Here is a 24,272-nt window from a genome sequence, read left to right on the forward strand (position 1 = left end):
GCGCGAAATGGCTAGTGGTATGTGTTGGCCTGCTTCCACGCCTCCCACTCCGCCTCGGTCAGCTTGCCGTCCTTGTTGGTGTCGGCCTCGGCCATGATCCGCTCGGCATTGAGGGGATAGTGGGTGGAAATCTCGGCATGAACCAGGGTCCGGTCGCCGTCAATGTCGATCTCCACAAAGCCGGTGACAAAGTGGACCCGCTCGAGCTTGTAGAGAATGGCCTTGTTCAGTGCGCCGTGCTCCAGATAGTACAGGCTCATGGTCTGCTTGCTGGTGCGCTGTCCCATGGTGTATCCGTCGTCGCGCTCGGCGATGTACAGGTTGCCGTCATCGCCGAAAACGCCGGTAAAGGTCTCCTTTTGCAGCACCTTCTTGGCGTCGAACCAGAGCTTGTAGCCGGAAAAGAGCTGTCCTTCCTGGACATTGATGACATAGGCGCATTGCCCCTCGCGAGGGCCGGCGGCCTCCATGATGTGGGAGGAGCCGCGCCATGTGCCGCGCAGCTCCGGGGGCTGGGCCCCGGCGACCGAGGCGGTCAGGGCGAGGACGGCGAACAGGATCGAAAGCAGCGCAAATCGTTTCATGGGACACTCCTGTGGTGAGACATTGGGGAATTCTCGACGGTCTATCCCTGTTTTGCGCAGCCGAGTCAAGGGGTGGAGAACCGACGGCCCTGATCCGGACCGGGCAACCTGCCGCGCACCCTGGCCAGAGTGCGCGAGGGCAGTTCCCCGTAAAAACGCTTGTAGTCGGCCGAGAACTGACCCATGTGCCAAAATCCCCAGCGGGTGGCCGCATCGGTGATGGAGGTGGCCCGGCCGCACTCCATCTCGCGCCTGACCATGTTCAGGCGGCAGATGTTCAAGTAGGCTTTGGGCGTGAGCCCCAGGTGCTCCTTGAAGGCGTAGATCAGCGTCCGTTCACTCACGCCCACGATACGACAGATGTCCGAAAGTTTCAGAGGCGAGGCCAGGTTTTCCCCAATGTAGCCCAGACTGCGGCGGACAACGCGCCGACGGCGGGACTCCTCGGGCATCCGCCCCGGACCATCAAGGGAGGCAAGGCAGGCGGCGAGGCTCCCTGCAACGGCCTCCCACGCAGGGCCTCCGCTCCGGCCGTTCAGGGCCGTCTCGCGAAGCTCCCACAAGGCGGAACGCAACCGGCCCATGGCTTCAGGGGACGGGGACAGCAGCCGGATCGGCCCCTGGTTCGGGAGCGCCACCGGGCAGCCCGAAGCCTTGACCATGTTTGCAAACGCACCCTCCTCCACGGAAAGACCAAAGAGATTGGTCTCGTCCGGGGCGACGCTGTCAATGGCGCAGCCTCCCGGGGTCAGAACGATGGCATTCTCGTCAAACAGCTCGCCATGGGAGTTCAAGGTCAAGTTCTGCACGGCATGGACGGCGAGGCCTACCCGGCCAAGGGGCGCCACCCCAAGATGATGAACCCTCTTTTCGACGCGCCACTGGATAAGGCGAAAGGGTCCGTGCAAAGCCGAGAAGACCTCGATCCCGCACTGCCCCCCTTCAAGCTGGGCAAAATCAATGCGCAGCCCCGGCACGGCATCCGCCGCCCGGGACAAGGAATCGAAACAGGAATGCGAAACCGCCATCATCGACATAGACACCATCCCGCCCTACCTTGCTTAAATCAGCCATCTTCGACAACCACCCCCAATCATTACAGCGATTTGGCACAAAAAGTTTTAATTAGGTTGACATTTGTCCCGATTTTCGCTGAAATTGTTTTTCAAAAATTGACAACATCGGAGTGTGTATGCCTGTCTTTCCCCTCATTGAAGGGTATGAGCGTCTGGGCTTCCCCATGTCGCCCCCCCTGCCGCGGACATCCCCTTCAAGGCCGCTGCCCCTGGCCGGAGAGGCGGTTGCGGCCGGGTTTCCCTCGCCCGCCGAAGACTACATGGAGAGGTCTCTGGACCTCAACGAATATCTTGCGCCACGGCCCGAGGCCACCTTCTTCGTACGCGTGGCCGGGGACTCCATGACCGGCGCAGGCATCCACCACGGCGACATCCTGGTGGTGGACCGCTCCCTCGCGGCCCGTCCGGGCCATGTGGTCATCGCCCGCATCAACGGCGAATTCACGGTCAAACGGCTGCGCAGCACGGCCACGGGCATGGAGCTGGCCCCGGAAAACCCGGACTACGCGCCCACTCCCATCACCCCGGACACGGATTTCGAGATATGGGGCGTGGTCCGGCATGTGCTCCATGCGCTGTGAACCCGCGCCCCGTCGAGACTTTCGGAGCAGATCATGCCCCCGCGCTACGCCCTCATCGACTGCAACAACTTCTACGCCTCCTGCGAACGGCTCTTCCGGCCCGACCTGCGCGACCGCCCCGTGGTGGTCCTTTCCAACAACGACGGCTGCGTCATAGCCCGCTCGGCCGAGGCCAAGGCCCTGGGCATCCCCATGGGCACCCCGTATTTCAAATGCCGCGGGCTGCTACGCCGTCACGGTGTGACGGTCTTCTCCTCCAACTACGCGCTCTATGGCGACATGTCGGCCCGGGTCATGGGCGTGCTGGCCCGTTTCTGCCCGGCGGTGGCGGTCTATTCCATCGACGAGGCCTTTGCCGACCTGACTGGCGTACCCGGCGGTGCCGACGCCTTTTCCCGTCGGCTCAAGGCCACGGTGGAGGCATGGACCGGCATCCCCATCTCCATCGGCATCGGCCCCACCAAGACCCTGGCCAAGCTGGCAAACCGCCTCGCCAAGGGGCACCCCCGTCTGCGCGGGGTCTTCGACTTCGCGGCCAGCCCGGACCCGGACCGGCTGCTGCGCCATACGCCCATCGACGCTGTCTGGGGCATCGGCCGCCGCCACGCGGCACGACTGGTCCGGTATGGCGTGGGCGACGCCCTTGCCTTTCGTGACATGGACCCGGTCTGGGTGCGCAGGAAGATGAGCGTGACCGGACTGCACACCCTGCTGGAGCTGCGCGGCCAGCCCTGCCATACCCTGGCCGACGGCCCTGCCGCCCGCAAGACCATCGTTTCCTCGCGCTCCTTCGGGAGGCCGGTGTCCAGCCTGGAGGATCTGCGCGAGGCCACGGCCCTGCACATGGTCCGAGCGGCCGAAAAACTGCGCCGTCTGCGAGCGGTGGCCGCCTGTGTGCATGTCTTTCTACGTACCAACCCCTTCCGCCCCGGCCTGCCCCAGCACAACGACAGCGCCTCCGTGCCCCTGGCCGTGGCCACGGCCCACACGCCCACCCTGATCCGGGCGGCTCACGCCGGGTTGGAGCGCATCCACAAGGAGGGCTTCGAGTTCAAGAAATGCGGGATCATGCTCTCGGGCCTGGAGCCGGTGAACGGCCGCTGGCTCAGTCTGCTCGACCTGCCGCCCCAGGACACCCCGACCCATGTCCCGACAATGCAAATCGTGGACGACTTAAACGCCCGCTGGGGCCGCGACACCGTCACCTTTGCCGCCGTGGGCCGACCCGACGCGGCCTGGCACATGCGCCGCGACATGCGCTCCCCGCGTTACACCACGGCCTGGACAGAACTACCCGTGGCGCGAGCGTGACCAGGGAGACGAAGTTTTATGCAATTCCCGTTGACAAATATCAGCCGACAGGCATTCTGAGACAAAGTCAGCACAACCCTATCTTGGAGGCAAGCCATGCAGCGAGCCATGCTCGGCCTTCTGTGTCTTGTGGCCCTGACCCTTTCGGCATGCGCCGCAAAGGACCCGGTGCAAACAATCCTGAGCGAATACAACATGAGCGTGGTCAAGCCGCCGCGCACCGGCATGACACTGGGCGAAATCTATATGAGCCCCAACCTGAACGATCCCATCACCTCGGCCAGCAGCATCGACGCAAAAGTCATCAAGGCGATCATGAAAGACGCCGAAAAGGAAGCATCCCTGCCTTCCGCCTCCCTCAGCAAGTCGTATGCCCTGGACGCCAGCGCCACCTACATCGGAGACAATGCGGCCACCCTCAAGCGCATGGGCGCAAGCTCGTACAGCGTGACCTTCCGCAACCCGAAGCTTTACATCCTCACCTTGGACAACCTGATGAGCAGCCTCCTGCCCGCACTCAGCAAGCCCGCGCAAAACCTGATAATGAACGAACAATACTACATCTCCTCCCTGCTCCTGGTCGATGGAATGGAATACACGTTCAAGGACAGTTCCGGGGCCTCGGTCAAGCTGGGTACCGAACTCGACAAGGTCGCCGGAAAGCTTGAGGCAAAGGCCGACAGAACCAAAGAAGGCACCCTGATCTTTGATGCCCCCCGGTTCATCGGCTACTCCATGAGGAAGCTGACCATCACCCAAGCCCCTGAGGGGGCTGGAGACGCTGTCTGGGCCGGGGTTGGCGGAGTGACTTCCCAGATCACGATGCGGACCGCGACCACCCCCGAGGACACCGCCCGAGGTGCGGAGGTGGTGATAGCAGAGGTCGCCCTGTCTGCCGGAGGCTCCTCCCCGGCCCGGGGAATCGCCCTCGCCCCGAGGAGCCCGGGCGCAACGGAGCCCGCAGCAGTCACAAGGTATGTCATCGAAGCCCGGGATCTGACGCCGGAAGAACTGAAGCAGTCGCGATAGACACCCGCGACCGATCGACATGAAAAAGCCGCGGCCCCGCACCTCTGATGAGGAGCGGGGCTCTGCTGCGCCCGGCTCCCGGCTTAGGCCATGGCCCCGTCAGCCATGCGGACGGTCCGGTGGGCGCGGGCCGCATGGGCCTCGTCGTGGGTGACCATGACCACGGACAGTCCGTCGGTGCCCAGGTCGGCCAGGAGATCCATGACCGATTCGCCCGTGGCCCGGTCCAGGTTGCCGGTGGGCTCGTCGGCAAAGAGCACGGCCGAGCGCTTGACCAGGGCGCGGGCGATGGCCACGCGCTGCTGCTCGCCGCCCGAGAGGTGGCCGGGCAGCTTCCCGCCCTTGCCGCCCAGCCCCACCCGGTCGAGACAGGCGTCGGCCCGGCGGCGCACCTCGGCCGAAACCGGGGCCAGGGAGTGGAGAAACGGCAGCAGCACGTTCTCGCGCGCAGTCAGACAGGGCAGCAGATAGTGGAACTGGAAGACCATGGCGAAGTCCCTGCGCCGGAGCAGGTTGAGCCGGGCGGGGGGCAGGGTGGTGATGTCCTCGCCCTGGTAGCGCAACCGGCCCGCATCCGGGGCGAGCAACGTGGAGAGAATGTTCAGGAAGGTGGTTTTGCCGGAACCTGAGCGGCCGACAATGGCCACGAACTCGCCCTGGGCCACGTTCAGGCTTGCCCCGGCCAGGGCCGGGCTTTTCACGCCCCGGCTGCGGAAGGTCTTGACGATGTTGCTGGCTTCAAGCACTGGCTACTCCTCAATGGCCGTTGAATAAGTCAAAATCTGGAGGCTGTTCAAACATGGCGAGATGCCAGGCGCGAAAAATGATCCAGGCCGAAGCGCACTTCCTGTACGCGAGGGTTTGATTCGCCCTATCCAGGGGCGCACCCCTGCGGGGCGTCGGCGGGAGCAGACATCCGAACCCGCTGTCCTGTGGACTTGTGATCTCTTTGAAGCAACGACGCAGGTCGCCATGTTTCAACAGCCTCCTAAAGCGAGATAAGGGCCTCTGACGGCTCCACGGACGATGCCTTCCAGGCCGGAAAGAATGCGGAAAGGACCGACACGGCCACGATGAGCAGGCAGGTCAGGGCCAGCCCGGCCGCGCTGAATTCCAGGATGGCCCCCTCGGTGATGTCCAGGGCACCGATGACGCGCAGGCTCAAGGCATGCCCCGCCACATAGCCCAGGCATCCGGCTGCCGCGCCCAGGACCACGGCCTCGAAGCTGAAAATGGCAAAGACGCCGGGCCGCGAAAAACCCAGCGAACGCAACAGACCGATCTCCCGGATGCGCTCGTTGACGCTCGAGAGCATGGTCGCGCCGACCATGGCGCAGGCGATGAGCAGGATTATCAGGCTGACCGAGAGGATGAGCCGCTGCACGAAATCCACCGAATACATACGCTGCCGGACAACGGATTGCAGCGCCTGGACCTCGGCCCCTGGCAGGGCCTCGGCGATCTGGAGGACGATCTCCTCGATGGGGCACCCGGCGCACAGGGCCGCCACCTCCACATAGTCGGCCCGGCCAGGGCGGCCAAAGGCCTCCTGGGTAAAGCCCATGTTCGCGAAAAGCACGGAATCGTCGTCCCCGCCAGTGGGCCGGAGCACCCCGGTGACCACTGCCGAGCGCGACCCCAGGGTCAGGGTGTCGCCCGGAGCCAATCCAAGGCTTTCGGCAGCCCGCGACCCGGCCAGCACACCGTCCTCCCGGCCGGGAAACTCCCCGTCAACGGACCAGTATCCCTTGATGGCCATCTCGCGCTCCCAGCGTACGCCGATGACGCCCACTGCCGTGCCGTCCACCCGTGTCATGGACACCAACTTGGGCGCGATGGCCGAAACGCGGCTGCCGTGATGGATGGAGGCGATCCGTTGCATGGTTCCGGCCTCGTCCAGGTCGCTGACGCCGAGGAGCATGTCGCCCATGGAGAATCCGCCGTAGCTCACCGTGAGCTTCTCGGTGCGGGGCATGACAATGATGTTGGCTCCGTAAGCCACCAGCTTCTTTTCAAGAGACTCGCCCACCACGCCAGAGACCAGATTGAGAGCCACGATGGAGGCCACCCCGAGGGTGAAGACCAGCAGCAGGAGCAGCGAGCGGGCCCACTTCATGCGCAGGTTGCGCAAGGGGATGACGAGCATGGTCATCTCAGAAATACCCCCGCCCGGCCATGATGTCGCGCTCGCGAATGGTCACCGAGTCCGGCCCGATGGTCCGCTCCAGGGGCGAAGGATTGCACCCGCCCCTGACCTCGTTGATGCGCGAGGCGTGGAAGCGCTGGCTGCAATTGACGCAGACCATGAACTCGCCGTCCTGCACATAGCCCTTTTTCTCGCGAAAGCACTCGTCGCAGGCGTCAAAGGCCGCCCGGATCATCCCGTCGGGACTTTGCAGCAGAAAAAACTTCACCGCAAAACCGTCTCGTTTGAACACATAATAGTGCGCCTTGCCGTCGCTCACCTCGGAGAGGGGGATGCTCACCACCCCGCCGCTCGCCTGCACAGCCTTGAACTTGCCGCCAAAGCCGAACAAGGCATGGGCCGTGCTGGCGAAGGCCAGCAGACAGGCGGCCAGGGCCAGGCCGGGTAACATGCGTTTCATTTCCTGCACTCCTCTCAGGGTTGATTTCATACCGCCATGGTATGAAAATATGGCGGCATCTGGCAAGACCAAAAGGGAATCTTGCACGACCCGTGCCACGGAAAAACAGCTGTCATTGGCGCAGCTTGGAGATTCCTGCGGCGCGGGAGCATCCCGCTATGCGCAAAATGCCGCACATCTGTATGCCCTCATCTGCACATGTCAACAAAGAATCCTGGCTCCCATGGCTTGATCCCGCCGCCATTTCCGGTATGATCGACTACCATGGCACACCACTCCGACCCGCCCCGCACCGAGCGCATCTCGGCCTTTCTCGCATCAGGCGGGGAGCGGCTCGTTGCCCTCGCAGGGCGACAGGGGGGGGATCTTTGGGCCAAAGCCGGGGCCGGGATGTTGCCGCTTTCTGTGGCCGGGCTCTCGGCCGCCCTGGTCGCCACCCTGGAACGCCACGGTCCTGACTGGGACGGTCTTCCCGATGACAGCCTCCCGGGCGACGATCCCGTCTCGGCCTATGCGGCGGCCGAGGCGCACCGTCAACGAATGCACGGCGCCACCCCGGTCGCGTGTCTGCGCCTTCTCAAAGAGTGCCGCCGCGCCTTCCTCGCCCTTGCGGAAGGGCAGACGGCCGCACCCCTCGACCCTGAAGAGGCAAAAACGTATCGCGCCCTGACCGAGCGCTTCTTCGACGGCGTGGAATTGGCCCTATGCGCCGAATGGACCGAAACCGAAGCCCCCAGCAAGCGTCTGGCCGCCACGCAGGAGCAATGCCGCGACCTGAACGCGGAAAAGAACCTGTTCCTGACCATGTTCGAGAGCCTGGACACGCCCGTGTTCCTCCTTGACGACGATCTCAACGCCGAGACCATGAATCGCGCTGCTGCCCGGCTGACGGGCATTGAGCGCCGGACCGGGCAAACCGGCCGTGACGGCCTCCCGGACAAACCCTGCCAAGGTGCCGGAGCATCGCTGCGCCGCAGGCTCCCCTGGCTGGCCGACGCCCTGGAGCGGGCCTGCCCGCTGGAACCAGGCCGCAGGGCGTGCCGTTTCGACGCCTCTGGCGAAACACCGGACGGGGTCCGCCGGTTCAGTGTGGCCATCTCGCGCATGGACGAGGGTCCGGGCGGGGCTCCCCGCTCCATCGTCACCCTGGAGGACATCACCGAACGGACAGCCATGGAGCGGCAGCTTGCCCGGGAACACGAGCGGGCCGCCCACTATCTGGACATCGTCGGCTCCATCGTCGTGGTTCTGGACACGGTCGGGAACGTCACCCTCATCAACAGGGCGGGCTGCGCCACCCTGGGCTATGCGGAGGACGAGATCATCGGCCACAACTGGCTGGACCTGATCGTGCCCGAGGAGCAGCGCGACGAGACCAGGGACTACTTCTACTGCATCAACTGCGGCGATGCGGACCTGGATGCGCAATACACCAACTACGTGACCACCCGCACCGGAGAGCACCGGCTCATCACCTGGAAAAACCAGCTGCTGACCGACGAGACCGGGACACCCTCGGGCATCCTCTCCTCGGGCACGGACATCACGGAACAACGCGCTGCCGAGCAGGCCCTGGCCCAAAAGGAGCTGTGGCTGCGCAGCACCTTTGTCTCCCTGGGCGAGGCGGTCTTCATCCTCACACCCGACGCCCGCATCCTTGATGCCAACCCGGCGGCGCGGAACATGTTCCAGATGACCGAAGAGGAGCTGGAAGGCGCGTCCGTGGCGATCCTGCACACCGGCCGCGACAGCTTCAGGGAGTTCGAGCGCCGCGTTCTGGCCGGGCTGGAGGCCCAGGGACAGACCCACCTGGAGTACGTCATGCGCCGCAAGGACGGCAGCGAATTTCCTACCGAGAACTCGGTCTCGCGCATCCTCGGCGACGACGGCTCCGAGCTGGGCACGGTCAGCGTGGTCCGCGACATCAGCAACCGCAAGGAGGCCGAGCAGCGGATCAAACGCAGCGAGGAAAAGTTCCGCCGCATCTTCGAGACCATTGAGGACGGCTACATCGTCACCGACATGGACGGCACCGTCAGGATGGTCAACCCCGCCACCTGCGCCCTGCTGGGCTACTCGGAATCCGAGCTGGTGGGCCGGAGCATGGGCGGTCACTATGTGGATGACAATGAACGCGCCAGATTCATCCTGGCCCTGGAGGCCACCGGCTCGGCCAGGGGCCACCAGCTCACCGCCCGGCGCAAGGACGGCACGCAGATCATCGTCGAGGCCAGCGCCAACCTGGTGCACGACGAATCAGGCAGGCCCGTGGGCAAGGAAGGCACCTTCCGCGACATCACCAAGCGCATTGAGGCCGACCGCCAGCTGCACGAACGCGAAAAGCAGTACCGCGCCCTGTTTGAGAACAACCACGCGGTCATGCTCCTCATGGACCCCAGGACAGGGCGCATCGTGGACGCCAATCCTGCCGCGGTCCTGTTCTACGGCCACCCGGCCGAGACGCTGCGCGCCATGTCCCTCTCCGACATCAACGCCCAGGACGAAAAAGCCATCTTCAAGGAGATGGTGGACTCCCGGCGCGAAAGGCGGCCCTATTTCATCCACCGCCACAGGCTGGCAAACGGCGAGGAACGCGATGTGGAGGTCTACTCCGGCCCCATCATGGTCCAGGGCAACCAGCTCATCTACTCGGTGGTCCACGACATCACCGAGCGGGCGCGCCTGGAACGCGAGATGAAACGGCTGGCCACCACCGACGCCCTGACCGGCGCGGGCAACCGTCACGAGTTTTTCCGGCTGGCGGAGCAGGAGCTGCGCAGGGCCAGGCGCTACGGCCACGCCCTGAGCGTGATCATGCTCGACATCGACTACTTCAAATCCATCAACGACACCCACGGCCACCAGACCGGGGATGCGGTGCTCAAGGCCCTCTCGGCCCTGGTCCGCGCCTCCCTGCGCGACACGGACATCTTCGGACGGCTGGGCGGGGAGGAGTTCGCCATCGTCCTGCCGGAAACCGACCTGGAAAACGGCCGACGGGTGGCCCAGCGTCTGCGCGAGGATCTGGCCGGACTCACGGTGCGCCTGCGCGACAAGGCGGTCAACTTCACCGTGAGCATCGGCATCGCAGCGCTCAAGAACAAGGACCGCGTCATCGAAGACACCGTCAACCGGGCCGACGAGGCCCTCTATCGGGCCAAGCGCATGGGCCGCAACCGGGTGGAAACCGGCTGACCCGACCCGCCTTGGACTCGAAAACCGAGACAGCACAAGACGTTGCGCCCTGGCTACCAAAGCCGTGCCACACTGCCCACGCAAGCTCACAAGCCGGGTTTTCCTGGAAAAAACCTTGACGTTTCCCAAGGGGTTTGGAATATGGTTGGGAGCTTTAAGTGACCTTTTTCACAACATACTCAAGCCCGGCTTGGGAAATTGCGTGCCCCCCGGAAGGGAAGCTTCCGGGATGCACCTGATTTCATTGGCCTTGAAGAGAGCGTAGATGCGGTTTGAATCCGAGCTGGCCGAACGGAAGGCCGAATTGTCGGAAAAATGGGCGGACCTGGTTCTCGGGTCCTACCCTGCGGAGACCCGGAAAATCTGGGGCCGACAAAAGGATCGTTTCCAGAACCCGGTGGGGGCCGCCATCATTGATGCGACCCGGGAGCTGTTCGATCTTACCCTCCAATGGGAGGACGCGGAAAAGATCGCGTCCAGCCTGGACAAGCTCATCCGCATCCGGTCCGTACAGGACTTTTCGCCCTCCCAGGCGGTCAGCTTCGTCTTCTTGCTCAAGAAGCTGCTGCGAGAGGAGTTCTTCAAGCCCATGCAGGCCGGAGGCAGGCTCGACGAACTGCTCAGGTTCGAGGCCAAGGTGGACAACCTGGCCATGATGTCGTTTGACATCTACGCAAAGGGTCGCGAGACCATGTACCGGCTGCGCGTTGACGAGGTGAAACGCGCCCAGAGCAGTCTGCTCAGGAAAGCCGGCATGATAGTGGACGTTACGGCCGACTAGTCGGCCGATCAGGACGCGCCGCGGGGTTGTGGTTGGCATTGGGGGGTTCCGGTTGACCGCGTCGAAGGCAGGCATGCGCCCAAGGGCGCGGCGGCCATCGCGTTATCCGCAGACCGCCATCCATCATCTCCGCCGACGGCGCGGGCCGAATGTGGCAGGCCATCCGGGAGTGTCCCGGCCGGTCCAACCTTCAAGCGAGGTGACGGTAGATGAATGCTCTTTACTCACTTCTGTTCGTCTTTCTCCTGGTGTTGATCCCGTTGTTCGGGGTTGATGCTGCACACATGAAGACATTCTTCGGTGTCTGCATCCCGATCACGGCGTTCATCATCTTCCTGCTCGGCTTTATCTATAAAGTCGTCAACTGGGGCCGGAGCGCAGTGCCGTTCCGCATCCCCACAACCGGCGGTCAGTTCAAGTCCTTCGACCCCGTGCTGTTCAAGCAGAACAAGTACGACTGTCCGCAGACCGGCGCCCAGACCTTTGTGCGCATGGTCCTCGAAGTTTTCGCCTTCCGGTCCCTGTTCCGCAACACCGCGGCATCGTTGCACGAGACCAAGGACGGCCCGGTGGTGGCCTACAAGTCGAGCAAGTGGCTCTGGGTCTTTGCCATCACCTTCCATTACTCCTTTTTCATCGTCGCCCTGCGGCACCTGAGGCTCTTCCTTGAGCCAGTCCCGTTCTTCGTCAACGGCCTGGAGTTCGTGGACGGTCTGCTGCAGATCGGCGCACCCACCATGTATCTGGCCGACATCGGGCTGGTGGCCGGCGTACTCCTGCTCCTGGGCAGACGCCTCGTCAACCCGAAGATCAACTACATCTCCTACGTTTCCGACTACTTTCCCCTGTTCCTGATTCTGGCTATCGCCCTGTCGGGCATCTACATGCGCTACTTCGCCATGGTCGATGTCATCGCCATCAAGGAACTGACCATGGGGCTTGTGACCTTTAACTACCACATCCCGGAAACCATTGATGTCTCCTTCTTCGTCCACGTCTTCCTGGTCAGCGTGCTCATGGTCTACTTCCCCTTCAGCAAGCTGATGCACCTGCCGGGCGTCTTCCTCTCGCCCACCAGGAACCTGCCCAACGACACACGGACCAAGCACCATGTGAACCCCTGGAACGACCCCAACATCAAGGCCCACTCCTACGCCGACTACGAGAAGCAGTTCGGCCCGTTCATGGCCGAGGCGGGCCTGCCTCTGGACAATCCCGAAAACGCGGGCGCCGAGGAAAAGGCCTAGGGTTCACCAACAGGCGAGACCTCTTTATCTAGGAGAGAAGAATATGTCCGACATGCCCAAAGCTGACGAGCTCTTCAAGAGCATAGACTACACGCCACCCCTCACGGGCTGGATGGAAACCCCGGTGAACTTCTCGCCGGGCAACTGGTGCTACCCCGCCAAGCCGGAGAAAATCGAGTACATCGAGTCCAAGCTCCCCGGCCTGTGGGGAAAGGCCCGCGAATGGTCGCCGGGCGATGCCGACTGGAAGCTGCCCCCCAACTGGAGGGAAACCGTGGTCAACGGTTTCCGCGAGCGCCTTGAGAAGTTCCGCACCCTCAAGCTATTCATGGACATCTGCGTGCGCTGCGGCGCCTGTGCCGACAAGTGCCACTTCTTCATCGGCTCCGGCGATCCCAAGAACATGCCCGTGCTGCGGGCCGAGCTGATGCGCTCGGTCTATCGCGGCGAGTTCACCCTGGCGGGCAAGATCCTCTCCCAGCTGACCGGCTCCCGGGTCATGGAAGAGGATGTGCTCAAGGAGTGGTTCATCTACTTCTACCAGTGCACCCAGTGCCGCCGCTGCTCGCTGTACTGTCCCTACGGCATCGACACCGCCGAAATGACCATGATGGCCCGCGAGCTGATGCACCTGGTCGGCCTGAATACCAACTGGATCATGGAGCCGGTCACCAACTGCAACATCACCGGCAACCACCTCGGCATCCAGCCCCACGCCTTCAAGGACATCGTGGACTTCATGGTGGACGACATCGAAGAGATCACCGGCCGCCGGGTCAAGGCCCCGCTCAACGAGCACGGCCACGAGATCCTCTTCATCACCCCTTCGGGCGACGTGTTCGCCGATCCGGGCATCTACACCTTCATGGGCTACCTGATGCTCTTCGACTACCTGGACCTGGACTACACCATGTCCACCTACGCCTCGGAGGGCGGCAACTTCGGCTCGTTCACCAACAACGAGGTCATGAAGAAGCTCAACGCCAAGATGTATCACGAGGCCAACCGCCTCGGCTGCAAATGGATCCTCGGCGGCGAGTGCGGCCACATGTGGCGCGTGGTGCACCAGTACATGGACACCATGAACGGCGACACCCAGGGCCCCCAGATGACCACGCCCAAGTCGCCCGTCACCGGCACCGTGTTCGACACCGCGGCAGCCACCAAGATGCTCCACATCGTCGAGTTCACCGCCGACCTCATCAAGCACGGCAAGCTCAAGCTCGACCCCACCCGCAACGACCACCTGCGCGTCACCTTCCACGACTCGTGCAACCCCGCCCGGGGAATGGGTCTGCTGGAGGAGCCGCGCTACGTGATCAAGGCCGTGTGCAACAACTTCTTCGAGATGCCCGAAGGCACCACCCGGGAGCAGACCTTCTGCTGCGCCGGCGGCTCGGGCCTGAACACCGAGGAAATCCTTGAAATCCGCCTGCGCGGTGGTCTGCCCCGGGGCAACGCCCTCAGGCATGTGCAGGACAGGCACGGGGTCAACACCATGGCCTGCATCTGCGCCATCGACCGGGCCACCCTCATTCCCCTGGCCGACTACTGGGCGCCCGGCGTCCAGATCACCGGCACCCATGAGCTTGTGGCCAACGCCCTGGTCTTCGAGGAAGGCGAAAAACGGACCATGGATCTGCGCCAGGAGCCGCTGCCCGGTTTCGAGGACGAGGACGACGACTGGACCCCCCCGAACACGGAGGAGGCATAAATGAAAATGCACTACGGAGCACCCATCATTGCAGGCCTGGTCATCTTCGTCGGAGCGCTGTGTGCGCCCTTCGTGGTGGGCACGGCCGTGACCAAGACCTACAAGCAGCCCGAGCTGAAGATGCCCGCCGATGAAAAGGAGTGCGTCGAGTCCAAGGAGTTCATGCGCGAGAAGCACATGAAACTGCTCAACGACTGGCGCGACTGGGCCTTGCGCGACGGCAAGCGCATCTATGTCAACCACGCTGGCAAGGAATTCACCATCAGCCTGCAGAACACCTGCATGAAGTGCCATGTCTCCAGGGCGGACTTCTGCGACAAGTGTCACACGGACGCCGGTGTCTCCCCCTACTGCTGGGACTGCCACATTCAGCCGGAGGGTTTGAAGTAATGAAGAACAACAGACGATCCTTCATCAAGCTTGCCGGCATCGCCGCCGCGGGACTGGGCATCGCCCCCAGGGCCATGGCCGCCGCCATGGGGGGAAGCGCCCCGATCAAGGATGACCCCAAGGGCATCACTGCCAAACAGTGGGCCATGGTCATCGACACAACCAAACTCAACACGGCCAAGGACATCGAAAAGCTGGCCAAGGTCTGCCACACGGTCCACAACGTCCCGTCCATCGAGGGCAAGCAGGAAGTGAAATGGCTGTGGCCGGACATCTACGAGCATTCGTTCACCGAGCAGGAGAACCCCCACCTGCCCGATGCGGTCACGCGGCGGCAATACGCCCTTTTGTGCAACCACTGCGAGAACCCGCCCTGTGTGCGCGTCTGCCCCACCAAGGCCACCTACAAGCGGCCCGACGGCATCGTGGACATGGACTACCACCGCTGCATCGGCTGCCGCTACTGCATGGCGGGCTGTCCCTATGGCTCCCGCTCCTTCAACTGGGGCGAGCCCCGCGACCACCTGGACCTCGACGCCCTCAACAAGGAATACCCCACCCGCATGCGCGGGGTTGTTGAGAAGTGCAACTTCTGCGTCGAGCGGCTGGCTGTGGGCAAGCTCCCGGCCTGCGTCGAGGCGAGCAACGGCGCCATCCACTTCGGAGACCTCAACGACCCGAACTCCGAGATCCGCGCCGTCCTGCGCGAGCGCTTCACCATCAGGCGCAAACCCTCCGCTGGCACCGAGCCCAGCGTGTACTACATCATCTAGGGGGAATCAGAATGCTTGAAATAGCCTTGAAAGGTTCCAAAAGATACTACGGCTGGATCGCGTTCCTCCTGGTCCTGATCGGCATCGGGTCCATGGCCTGGCTCGACCAGCTGATCAACGGCCTGAAGATCACGGGCATGGGACGCGACGTGTCCTGGGGATTCTACATCTCCCAGTTCACCTATCTGGTCGGTCTGGCCGCCTCGGGCGTCATGATCGTCCTGCCCAACTACTTCCATGGATACAAACCCAACAAGCACATGGTCATCTTCGGCGAGTTCATGGCCATTGCCGCCTGCATCATGTGCCTGCTCTTCATCGTGGTGGATATCGGCCAGCCCACCCGCATGCTCAACGTCATCCTGCACGCCACGCCCAACTCCATCCTCTTCTGGGACATGATCGTGCTCAACGGCTATCTGGGCCTGAACCTGCTGGTGGGATGGGTCTGCCTCCAGGCCGACCGCGCGCGTCTGCCGCATCCCAAGTGGCTCAAGCCCTTCATCTACACCTCCATCATCTGGGCCTTCTCCATCCATACGGTGACGGCGTTCCTCTACCAGGGTCTGCCCGGCCGCCACTACTGGCTCACCGCCATCCTGGCCGCCCGCTTCCTGGCCAGCGCCTTCTGCTCCGGCCCCGCCATCCTCCTTCTGGTGATGATGATCACGGAGAAGTTCACCACCTTCAAGATGCCCAAAAAGGCCGTGTCCACCCTGGTCAAGATCATCATGTACGCCATGTGCGTGAACATGTTCTTCTTCTCCCTTGAGGTCTTCACCGCCTTCTACTCCAACATGCCCGGCCATATGCACCCGCTGGTCTACCTGTTCGCAGGCTACCACGGACATACCGAACTGGTCGGCCTGATGTGGACATTCATCGGCCTGGCCGCTGTGTCCATCACCCTGCTGGTCACTCCGAAGTTCCGCAACAACTTCAAGCTGCTGCCCTGGACGCTCGGCATCCTCGTGATCGCCACCTGGATCGACAAGGGCCTTGGCCTGCTCATCGGCGGCTTCAACCCGACCCCGTTCCACACCATCACCCCTTACTGGCCCACGGCCAAGGAACTGCTGGTGTCCATGATGGTCTACGCCATCGGCGCCCTGGTGGTCACGATCCTCTTCAAGATCGCCACCGAAGTGAAAGAGGAGCTGGGACAGGCCCAGGCCATGCCCTGCGGCTGCTCAACCGAGGACGAGTGCGACTGCACCCCCGAGTGCGGCTGCACTGACCAATGCACCTGCAAAGAGGCCTAACTGACCGTTGATTAAGTCAAAAAATGGAGGCTGTTCAAAAATGGTGAGATGCTAGGCGCGAAAAAAGTTCAAGACCGAAGCCCTTGAGCCGTTGGCGAGTCTTCGAGCCTTACGGATCATGAGAGCAGAGATGTACTTCCTGTACGCGAGGGTTTGAACTTTTTGAATAAGCTTTCTGTACGGCTCGAAGACTCGCCTACAGTCGCTTAACGTCCGCAGATCGTCGTTTTCCAACAGCCGCAAAAGCCCTGCCACATAACGTCACCTCGCCGGGCTGAAGAAACGGGCCTCGCTCCACACGGAGCGAGGCCCTCTTCTTCCTGTGTGCACAGCTTGTGACAAACCGTCACAAGCGCCAGAGAATTGCACCCCGCGCCCGCCCGTGGCATAGTCTCGCGTCCCGCCACGCCCGGTCGGCCCGGACCACTGCCCACCCGAAATCGGGAACCAAACCACCAGCAAGGGGAATCGCATGAATATCGGCCCGTACACCTTTGAAGAGTTCAAGGAAAAAGCCAAGGAATTTCACGGCTACCCAGCCCCAGGCCTGCTCATCGGCGGCTACATGGTCGCGGCGGCCAAGGCCCGGTTGCCAGAGGGGACGCTCTTTGAAGCCATGGTGGAATCCGGCAAATGTCTGCCCGACGCCGTCCAGTTGCTCACCGTGTGCAGCATCGGCAACAACTGGATGAAGATCAAACTCCTCGGCCGCTATGCCGTCTCCCTGTACGACAAGTACACAGGCGAGGGGTTTCGCGTGGCCATCGACCAGGAAAAACTCGAGGACTGGCCCGAGATCAAGGGCTGGTTCATGAAACTCAAGCCCAAGGCCGAGCAGGACACGGAAAAACTCTTTGCCGACATCAAGGCGGCAGGGGATACCATCTGCTCCATCCGTCCCATCACCATTGACCCCAAATACCTGGGCCACGGGCACATGTCGGCCATTGATGTCTGCCCGGTCTGCGCCGAGGCCTATCCCTCCAGCGACGGGCCCATCTGCCGCGGCTGCCAGGGCGAGGCCCCCTACGCTGCCATGGAAAACGCCATCTGCCGCGACGATGCCCCGGCGCTTCGCGCCGTTCCGGTGGAACAGGCCGTGGGCAAAAAGGCCCTGCACGACATGACCGGCATCGTGCCCGGCGAGTCCAAAGGCCCGGTCGCCAGCGCGGGCGACACCCTGGAGGCGGGGGATGTCTGCCGCCTGCAACGTATCGGCAAGCACAACGTCTTTGTCCAGGAAGACCTGCCCGGCGACGAATGGGTCCATGAAAACGACGCGGTCAAGGCCTTTGCCAAACGCATGGCTGGCCCCGGCATCACCTACGACCCCAATCCCAAGGAAGGCAAGATCAACTTCCACGCCGCTGCTTCGGGCATGCTCTCCATCGACCTCGACGCCCTGGAGCGCTTCAACCTCTCGCCCGATGTCATGCTCGCCACCCGGCACGACGGCGCCCTGATTCCCGAGGGCAAGGGCGTGGCCGGAACCCGCGCCATCCCCCTGTACATCTCCCGCGAAAGATTCAGCCGAGCCCTGGCAGCCCTGGGCCACGACCCACTGCTCCAGATCCTCCCGCTGCGGCAGGCAAAGGTGGGCATTCTCGTGACCGGCACCGAAGTCTTCCAGGGACTCATTGACGACAAGTTCATCCCTGTCATCTCATCCAAAGTCATCAACCTCGGCTGCCAAGTGACCCGGACCGACATCGTGCCCGACGAACAGGCAGCCATCACCGCCAGCGCCAAGGCCATGCTCCACGCCGGATGCGACCTGATCGTGACCACCGCAGGCATGTCCGTGGACCCTGACGATGTCACCCGCGCCGCCCTGCTGGACGCGGGACTGCGCGACGACCTCTACGGAGCGCCCATGCTGCCCGGCACCATGACCCTGGTGGGCAGGCTCGGCCCGGCCCAGATCATCGGCGTTCCCGCCTGCGCCCTGTTCTACAAAACCACTTCCTTTGACATACTCCTGCCCAGGCTGCTCGCCAACCAGACCATCACCCGACGCACGCTCGCCCGTCTCGGCGAAGGCGGCTTCTGCATGAACTGCAAAACCTGCTCCTTCCCCAAATGCCCCTTCGGCAAATAATGCGACAGAGCCTCCGCCAGCCAGAGCGGAGGCTCTTCCCGTAAGGTTTCACCCGGCATCCCCATCCCGCCCTACAACGGAAACGGCTGGCCCCCCATATGGGCGGACCAGCCGTTTTCGTTACGAGGCAGGGGACAGGGCGGTTACTCGAAGAGCTTGTCCACCTCTTCGTAGACATACCGCATATACATCATTTTGGGGGAGCCGCCCATGGCGACTGCGAGAAGGCCGGCGTCGATGATTTCATCGCGGGTGGCACCGTGGGAGGCGGCGTTTTGCACATGCAGGGAAATACACATGTCGCACTGGGAAAGAATGGAACAGGCGATGAGGATGAGGGACTGGTACTTGTCCTCAATGGCGCTCCCTTTCTTGATGGCCGCAGTGAACCCCTGGTACGCCTTGAAAATGTCACGGCGGTTCTTGTTCATCTGCCGAAAGAGTTCAGTGGCCTTTTCTGCGGGTTCCTTCATGGTCGCCTCCTTGTCTGGGTGTACTCCGCTTCGACCGACACCTGACCGCCAAGCCGCTGGCACTGTCCGTCGTCGGGATGCAGCGCTTGTCCGCCGTATGCTCCGGCCCCGGGGAACGCCCCCGGAGCCGGAACATCGATGAGAGGGAGAGAGTCCCGATTGGGAAGATCAGGGATTACCCTCAAAAACAGACGCTGTAAAGTGAAATTCCAACAGCCTTTTGCCTGCAATTATGAATTTTATTGTCATTAGTACCATCGAAACAGCTTATTCGTCGACAATTTCACCATCATGCTGAACTTTCGTCGGCATTATCTTTGGAGAGATCACTCCTCCCGGCCATGGATGAGGGTGTACAGCGCCCCCTTCTTGTCAAGCAGCTCCTGATACGGCCCCTGCTCCACGATCTTGCCCGCCTTGAGGACCACGACCTTGTCATAGTGGGGCAGCATGTCGAGGCGGTGGATGACGGCAAGCACCGTGGACTTGCCCTTGAGGTTGGAGGTGATGATGTTCTGCACTCGGCCCTGGGACTTGTTGTCCAGGGCTGCCGTGGCCTCGTCGAGAATGAGCACGGGCGGGTTCTTGAGAAAGGTACGGGCAAGGGCGATCTTCTGGCGCTGGCCGCCCGAAAGCCGGTCGCCCATGGAGCCCACCTCGAAGGCGAGGCCTATTTCGGCCACGGCCTCCAGTGCGCCCTGCATGATCAGGGCCTGCATGATGCGGTGGTTGATTTCGTCTTCGGCTCCGGGGGAATCGGCGCGAACGCGGCCAAAGAGGATGTTGTCCTGGATGTTGAGGCTCTCGATGTATCTGTCTGGCTGGAAGAAGCTGAAACCGTCTGGGAAAGCCAGTTCGGCCAGGGCCACGAAGTCGCGCCTGGAGTTGACCACGCGGTTGGCAAACCCCTTGTCCAGGTCAACCTGCCGGTGCAGTCCCGGCACAAAGCCCAGCGCAAGGCGCAGAATAAGGCCGTTTTCCAGGGCATTGAGAGGTTCGCCCGAGTCAAGACGGTTGGCCACCTTGAGGTATTCCGGATAATAGGCCTCGGGGATGGGGCACTTGGCAAACGCCTCGTGGGGGGGCTCCGGCCCCAGTTCGTCGGTAACGACACGGGCCAGGGTTTCGCCCAGCACGGTCAGATGGGCCATGAGGCCATGGCTTTCAAGAAATTCCATAAACCGAGGATGCAGGTGCAGGTGCTCGGGGTCGAATTCATCCTTGATCGGTGCGCCAAACGCGATGTTTTCGGCCACGGTCATGTACCGGCTGTAGGCGGCCGGATCGAAAAACTCGATATGCTCGGCCACATCGGCGAACATGCCGGTCTCGCCCAGCTGAAACTCCCGGCGAGAGGCCACGATGATCTCCCGCAGTCCTGGGTTTTCCTCTTCGCTGCCAAGACGGGTGCGCAGGGCAAAGGCGAGTATGTCGGTAAACAGCCCCACCTGCTGGGTGAGCTTGATCAGCGTGTCGAGGTCAGGCTCCTCGCCGGAATCGGTGCAGCCGCCGCCCTGCATGGACAACGAGCGGCAGGAGTAGAGCAGGTTGTCGCGCACCGTGCCGTCGAAGATGAAGGGATGCTGGGCGACCATGCCGAGGTTGTGCGAGATGTCGGGCTTGGTCAGTTCCGAGACCTCGCGCCCGCCCACCAGCACGCTGCCGCCTGTGTACTTGTAGAGCTGGGCGATGCACAGGGCCAGGGTGGATTTGCCCGAGCCGGAAAACCCGACCAGGGCCACATGCTCGCCGCCCTTGACCGTGAGGGAGACGCGGTCGAGCAACTTGATGTTGCCTCCCACCACAAAGGAAAGGTCGCGCACCTCAATATCGTTGTCGAGATGGTAGGGCTCGCGTCCCTCCACGGCCTGGGCGAACTCCGGGGCGTGATCAAAGGCGCGCATGATCTGCTTGTAGCGCACCGAGCTGTCCTGGTACACCTGCCAGAACTCCATCAGCTCCTTCCACGGGTCATAGAGCTTTTCATAGGCCGAGAGAAAGGCAACAATAGCGCCAACGTCGAAATGCCCCTGTATGGCGTAGTAACCGCCGATGAGGAAGAGGATGAACGGCCCGAGACTCATGAAGAAATTGTTGACGAACTTGATGCCGAAACGCAGGGCGTTCTGCATCAGGGTGGCCTTGTAGAGCTTGAGCAAAACCTTCTTGAAGCGCTGTTTCTCAAGCGGGATGGAGGCATTGGAGTGGACTTCGTGGACGCCTGTTACCGCCTCGCCCACAAGGCCGGAGAGCCGCTGGGTATGCTTGATGCGCCGCCGGTTGGCCCGGCGGAAATACTTCTGGATGCGCGGCAGGAGGATGAGTTCGAGCGGGTACAGGGTGATGGAGATCAGCCCGATGACCGGATTGAGGTGAATCATGTATGCGGCCATTGCGAAGAAGGTCAGGATGTTGACCGCGGGCACGGCCACGGCCTGGCCGATGAAGGTGGCCACAGGGATGAACTCGGTGATGATGTAGGAGATGACGTTGCCCGGCGAGGTGCGGCGGTAGAACTGGACCGGCAGGGAGAGCAGATGCTCGTAGAGCCTCTCGCGCACGGTCATCAGCGTTTTCTCGCCGATGTAGTTCTGCATCAGGTTGATGACGTACTTGAGCACGCCCGCCAGCGTCACCGCGCCGATGTACAGCCCGCAGTACAGGTACAGGGCGGGCAGATCCTTCATGCCGATGGCTTCGTTGATGATCCTCTTTTGCATCTCAAGCGGCAGCACACGCATGGACACCGTGACCACGATGACGCCGATGACGATGAGCTGGAGATGGATATTCCTAAACAAGACCCAGGAGTAGAGGGAGGTCTTGGTAATTCGCTTGGTTTCGTTGGGATGAGGCATTGACGGGTTTCCCTGTGCATGAAGAGTTGGTGCGTCACAAACATATAATCCCAAAAGAGTTCTTTTCCAAGCGTTAAGTGTGCGATAATAACTTGTTGAACGACGGGTCGCAGCCGCGCCCCCATGCCTTAGGAGCCGAATCGTGAAGCTGTCTTTGCGCGTCAAGATATTCGCTGTGCTGATCGCCTTCAGTCTGCTGCCCCTGCTGCTCTCGCGCACCGTCACCGGCCGCGCCGCCATGAACATGGCCGAGACCCTGTCCGAAGGAACCCGCGACGAACTGCTGGCCATCGTCACCGCCGAACTGGAACACAGCGCTGTCACCACCCAACGCCTGATCGAAAGCCGGGGCGCCGGGCTGCGGATTGGTGCCGTCACCCTGGCGCGGCAGACTGGCCCGTTGCTCGGCGAGTCCGGTGCCGCCTCACTGCGCGAGACCTCTCCACCCCACGCCCCGCCCATGCCCAGGGGCGGCCGCGCCATGATGACCAATGGCGGGAACTCCCTCCCTCCCCCGGATTTCGAGGCCCTGAGCATCCACATCCCGCCTTTCGCCCAGGATGCCGTCACACGGGAGTTTGCCAACAGGCTCGCCGGCCTGCTGCCGGTCTTCAAGGAAGTCAGCGACTCCCTTGAGCGAACCATGGCCTGGACCGCTGTGGCCCTTGAGTCCGGCCCGTTGGTCCGCCACCCCGGGCTTGAGGGCCTCCCCCGGGGCTACGACCCCCGCTATCAGGACTGGTACCGCAACGTGCGGCAAAGCCTGCGGCCCGAATGGACCCTGCCTCAGACCGACCCCACCACCGGGCAGATCGTGGCCGTCATCGGCTGCCCGATCTTCGATGCCGCGGGCCGGTTCGCCGGAGTCGCGGCCCTGGCCGTGCCCATCACCTCCGTGCTCTACGAAACCGACCTCAAGCTACGCTGGAGCGACGCCATCCGCTCCTACATGGTCGCGCCCGACGGCCAGGGAGGATTGATCATCCTGGCCCAGCAGTCTTATCAGGCCCACGGCCGCCACTGGCGCATGGGCGTGGGCCAGGAGCGGATGGTCTCTGACGATCCCGAGGCGATGGCGCGATTCATGGCCCTCATGGCCGAGTCGCCCAGCGGGACCATGCGCCTGCCCCATTACGGGGCAGACAGCGTCTGGGCCTATGCCACAGGCCGCGGCTACAGTTTTCTGCTCATCACCCCGGAGAGCGTGGTCGCCCGTCTTCCCGACGAAGTTTCCGGCTCCCTGGCGGCGATGCTCGCCCGCATCCGCTCCATGTCGGCCGCCACATCGGGCTACATGCTCATAGCCACCGCTCTGCTGGCCTGGTTCGGCTCCCGGGCCATCACCCGACCCATAGTGGGCATGGCAGAGGCCGCGGGGCGTCTGGCCCAGGGCGATTTCTCGGCCCGGATACAGGCTCCCCGAACCGACGACGAGCGCGATGTTCTGGCCGACGCCTTCAACGACATGGTGCCCAAGCTCGCCGAGCGGATGCGCCTGACGCGGGACATGGCCCTGGCCGAGGAGGTGCAGCGACTGCTGCTGCCGGGCCAACCGCCCGCCGTGCCCGGCTACGATCTGGCCGGGGGCATCGTCTACTGCGACCAGACCGGCGGCGACTACTACGACTTTGTCAAGGTCCGCACGGAGTCCGGCCACGCCCTGGCCGTGGTCCTGGGCGACGTGTCTGGGCACGGCGTGGCCTCGGCCCTGATTATGGCCTCGGTCCGCGGCCAGTTGCACAGCCTTGCGGACGTGCCCATGGGAGCCGGGGAGCGCCTGGGGGCCATCAACGCCAGCCTGGCCCGCGACCTGGACGGCACGGGCCGCTTCCTGACCCTGTTCTACCTGGAGCTTCTGGACGAGGCGGGGGCCATCCGCTGGGTGCGCGCCGGTCACGACCCGGCCATCCGCCATCTGCCCGGAGCGCATGACACGGAAGAGCTGGGCGGCGAGGGTCTGCCCCTGGGCGTGCTGGAGGAAACGATCTACACCGAGGGACATGCCAGACTTGAACCGGGCGAGTTCCTGGTCCTGGCCACAGACGGAGTATGGGAGGCGCACGACCCCGAGGGCCGCATGTTCGGCAAGCAAAGAATGCTTGCCTTGATCCGGGAGAATGCCCATAACAATGCGCAAGGCATTCTCGACGCCCTCATGGACGCGGTGAACACCCATCAGGGAGGCGTTCGCGAGGACGACACCGCCGTGGTGGTGATCAGGCGAACCGGGTCGGCCGTCGCCCCGGAGGACCGCGCCGCAAAGACGCCGGAAGGCGCACGGGGCAACGCATGAC

Annotated in this window: 19 protein-coding genes; 12 read left to right on the top strand and 7 right to left on the bottom strand. The window is 63.0% G+C overall.

What is annotated here, in order from left to right; genetic code table 11:
* Window positions 1-11: 11 nt before the first annotated feature.
* A complete protein-coding gene (locus tag GKC30_RS05665) occupies window positions 12-584 on the bottom strand; it encodes an EF-hand domain-containing protein (protein ID WP_155932948.1) in 573 nt (190 codons plus the stop codon).
* A 65-nt stretch (window positions 585-649) separates the two neighbouring features.
* Window positions 650-1,393, bottom strand: coding sequence for a helix-turn-helix domain-containing protein (locus tag GKC30_RS05670; RefSeq protein ID WP_196772821.1), 744 nt, complete (start codon window positions 1,391-1,393; stop codon window positions 650-652).
* A gap of 431 nt (window positions 1,394-1,824) precedes the next feature.
* On the opposite strand from GKC30_RS05670, the gene GKC30_RS05675 reads away from it, so the two are divergent.
* The 3 genes from GKC30_RS05675 to GKC30_RS05685 all read left to right on the top strand — a co-directional run bounded on the left by GKC30_RS05675 (window position 1,825) and on the right by GKC30_RS05685 (window position 4,581).
* Complete coding sequence (locus GKC30_RS05675; RefSeq protein ID WP_155933488.1) at window positions 1,825-2,241, top strand: LexA family protein; 417 nt, start codon at window positions 1,825-1,827, stop codon at window positions 2,239-2,241.
* 33 nt (window positions 2,242-2,274) lie between these two features.
* On the top strand, window positions 2,275-3,552 hold the full coding sequence (locus GKC30_RS05680; RefSeq protein ID WP_155932952.1) for a Y-family DNA polymerase: 1,278 nt from the start codon (window positions 2,275-2,277) through the stop codon (window positions 3,550-3,552).
* Window positions 3,553-3,648: 96 nt separating this feature from the next.
* Window positions 3,649-4,581, top strand: coding sequence for a hypothetical protein (locus tag GKC30_RS05685; RefSeq protein WP_155932954.1), 933 nt, complete (start codon window positions 3,649-3,651; stop codon window positions 4,579-4,581).
* 83 nt (window positions 4,582-4,664) lie between these two features.
* Here GKC30_RS05685 and GKC30_RS05690 read toward each other — a convergent pair whose 3' ends face one another.
* The 3 genes from GKC30_RS05690 to GKC30_RS05700 form a co-directional block, all read right to left on the bottom strand.
* On the bottom strand, window positions 4,665-5,327 hold the full coding sequence (locus GKC30_RS05690; RefSeq protein WP_367613999.1) for an ABC transporter ATP-binding protein: 663 nt from the start codon (window positions 5,325-5,327) through the stop codon (window positions 4,665-4,667).
* Between the two features lie 242 nt (window positions 5,328-5,569).
* A complete protein-coding gene (locus tag GKC30_RS05695) occupies window positions 5,570-6,733 on the bottom strand; it encodes an ABC transporter permease (RefSeq protein WP_155932956.1) in 1,164 nt (387 codons plus the stop codon).
* A gap of 1 nt (window position 6,734) precedes the next feature.
* The gene (locus GKC30_RS05700) at window positions 6,735-7,187 is read right to left on the bottom strand and encodes a DUF2318 domain-containing protein (RefSeq protein ID WP_231117063.1); all 453 of its coding nucleotides are present in this window, start codon (window positions 7,185-7,187) and stop codon (window positions 6,735-6,737) included.
* A gap of 264 nt (window positions 7,188-7,451) precedes the next feature.
* Here GKC30_RS05700 and GKC30_RS05705 point away from each other — a divergent pair, with 264 nt between their 5' ends.
* From GKC30_RS05705 to GKC30_RS05740, 8 genes are all read left to right on the top strand, one after another.
* Entirely contained in the window at window positions 7,452-10,382 is a 2,931-nt protein-coding gene (locus GKC30_RS05705) for a sensor domain-containing diguanylate cyclase (RefSeq protein WP_231117064.1), read from the top strand.
* 265 nt (window positions 10,383-10,647) lie between these two features.
* On the top strand, window positions 10,648-11,163 hold the full coding sequence (locus GKC30_RS05710; protein WP_155932958.1) for an RsbRD N-terminal domain-containing protein: 516 nt from the start codon (window positions 10,648-10,650) through the stop codon (window positions 11,161-11,163).
* Window positions 11,164-11,372: 209 nt separating this feature from the next.
* Window positions 11,373-12,410, top strand: coding sequence for a sulfate reduction electron transfer complex DsrMKJOP subunit DsrM (gene dsrM, locus GKC30_RS05715; RefSeq protein WP_155932960.1), 1,038 nt, complete (start codon window positions 11,373-11,375; stop codon window positions 12,408-12,410).
* Between the two features lie 43 nt (window positions 12,411-12,453).
* Window positions 12,454-14,124, top strand: a complete 1,671-nt coding sequence (dsrK, locus tag GKC30_RS05720; RefSeq protein WP_155932962.1) for a sulfate reduction electron transfer complex DsrMKJOP subunit DsrK — start codon at window positions 12,454-12,456, stop codon at window positions 14,122-14,124.
* The gene (gene dsrJ / locus GKC30_RS05725) at window positions 14,125-14,514 is read left to right on the top strand and encodes a sulfate reduction electron transfer complex DsrMKJOP subunit DsrJ (RefSeq protein ID WP_155932964.1); all 390 of its coding nucleotides are present in this window, start codon (window positions 14,125-14,127) and stop codon (window positions 14,512-14,514) included.
* On the top strand, window positions 14,514-15,287 hold the full coding sequence (gene dsrO, locus GKC30_RS05730) for a sulfate reduction electron transfer complex DsrMKJOP subunit DsrO (protein WP_155932966.1): 774 nt from the start codon (window positions 14,514-14,516) through the stop codon (window positions 15,285-15,287). Before dsrJ ends, dsrO begins: the two co-directional genes overlap by 1 nt.
* An 11-nt stretch (window positions 15,288-15,298) precedes the next feature.
* Window positions 15,299-16,549, top strand: a complete 1,251-nt coding sequence (gene dsrP, locus GKC30_RS05735; RefSeq protein ID WP_155932968.1) for a sulfate reduction electron transfer complex DsrMKJOP subunit DsrP — start codon at window positions 15,299-15,301, stop codon at window positions 16,547-16,549.
* 472 nt (window positions 16,550-17,021) lie between these two features.
* Complete coding sequence (locus GKC30_RS05740; RefSeq protein ID WP_155932970.1) at window positions 17,022-18,647, top strand: FmdE family protein; 1,626 nt, start codon at window positions 17,022-17,024, stop codon at window positions 18,645-18,647.
* 143 nt (window positions 18,648-18,790) lie between these two features.
* On the opposite strand, the gene GKC30_RS05745 is transcribed toward GKC30_RS05740, so the two are convergent.
* Window positions 18,791-19,120: a carboxymuconolactone decarboxylase family protein gene (locus tag GKC30_RS05745; protein WP_155932972.1), complete on the bottom strand. Its 330-nt coding sequence runs from the start codon at window positions 19,118-19,120 to the stop codon at window positions 18,791-18,793.
* A 326-nt stretch (window positions 19,121-19,446) separates the two neighbouring features.
* Complete coding sequence (locus tag GKC30_RS05750; RefSeq protein WP_155932974.1) at window positions 19,447-21,978, bottom strand: ABC transporter ATP-binding protein/permease; 2,532 nt, start codon at window positions 21,976-21,978, stop codon at window positions 19,447-19,449.
* A gap of 142 nt (window positions 21,979-22,120) precedes the next feature.
* Between GKC30_RS05750 and GKC30_RS05755 the strand changes: the two genes are divergently transcribed.
* On the top strand, window positions 22,121-24,271 hold the full coding sequence (locus tag GKC30_RS05755; RefSeq protein WP_367614001.1) for a SpoIIE family protein phosphatase: 2,151 nt from the start codon (window positions 22,121-22,123) through the stop codon (window positions 24,269-24,271).
* Window position 24,272: the final 1 nt, after the last annotated feature.

Source organism: Pseudodesulfovibrio alkaliphilus (genome assembly GCF_009729555.1).
Classification (GTDB): domain Bacteria; phylum Desulfobacterota; class Desulfovibrionia; order Desulfovibrionales; family Desulfovibrionaceae; genus Pseudodesulfovibrio; species Pseudodesulfovibrio alkaliphilus.

Excerpts from the sequence above, each read along its gene's own strand:
- GKC30_RS05665 (WP_155932948.1), bottom strand. The coding sequence starts at position 584 with ATGAAACGATTTGCGCTGCTTTCGATCCTGTTCGCCGTCCTCGCCCTG.
- GKC30_RS05675 (WP_155933488.1), top strand. The coding sequence starts at position 1,825 with ATGTCGCCCCCCCTGCCGCGGACATCCCCTTCAAGGCCGCTGCCCCTG.
- GKC30_RS05680 (WP_155932952.1), top strand. The coding sequence starts at position 2,275 with ATGCCCCCGCGCTACGCCCTCATCGACTGCAACAACTTCTACGCCTCC.
- GKC30_RS05685 (WP_155932954.1), top strand. The coding sequence starts at position 3,649 with ATGCAGCGAGCCATGCTCGGCCTTCTGTGTCTTGTGGCCCTGACCCTT.
- GKC30_RS05695 (WP_155932956.1), bottom strand. The coding sequence starts at position 6,733 with ATGACCATGCTCGTCATCCCCTTGCGCAACCTGCGCATGAAGTGGGCC.
- GKC30_RS05700 (WP_231117063.1), bottom strand. The coding sequence starts at position 7,187 with ATGAAACGCATGTTACCCGGCCTGGCCCTGGCCGCCTGTCTGCTGGCC.
- GKC30_RS05705 (WP_231117064.1), top strand. The coding sequence starts at position 7,452 with ATGGCACACCACTCCGACCCGCCCCGCACCGAGCGCATCTCGGCCTTT.
- GKC30_RS05710 (WP_155932958.1), top strand. The coding sequence starts at position 10,648 with ATGCGGTTTGAATCCGAGCTGGCCGAACGGAAGGCCGAATTGTCGGAA.
- dsrM (WP_155932960.1), top strand. The coding sequence starts at position 11,373 with ATGAATGCTCTTTACTCACTTCTGTTCGTCTTTCTCCTGGTGTTGATC.
- dsrK (WP_155932962.1), top strand. The coding sequence starts at position 12,454 with ATGTCCGACATGCCCAAAGCTGACGAGCTCTTCAAGAGCATAGACTAC.
- dsrJ (WP_155932964.1), top strand. The coding sequence starts at position 14,125 with ATGAAAATGCACTACGGAGCACCCATCATTGCAGGCCTGGTCATCTTC.
- dsrO (WP_155932966.1), top strand. The coding sequence starts at position 14,514 with ATGAAGAACAACAGACGATCCTTCATCAAGCTTGCCGGCATCGCCGCC.
- dsrP (WP_155932968.1), top strand. The coding sequence starts at position 15,299 with ATGCTTGAAATAGCCTTGAAAGGTTCCAAAAGATACTACGGCTGGATC.
- GKC30_RS05740 (WP_155932970.1), top strand. The coding sequence starts at position 17,022 with ATGAATATCGGCCCGTACACCTTTGAAGAGTTCAAGGAAAAAGCCAAG.
- GKC30_RS05745 (WP_155932972.1), bottom strand. The coding sequence starts at position 19,120 with ATGAAGGAACCCGCAGAAAAGGCCACTGAACTCTTTCGGCAGATGAAC.
- GKC30_RS05750 (WP_155932974.1), bottom strand. The coding sequence starts at position 21,978 with ATGCCTCATCCCAACGAAACCAAGCGAATTACCAAGACCTCCCTCTAC.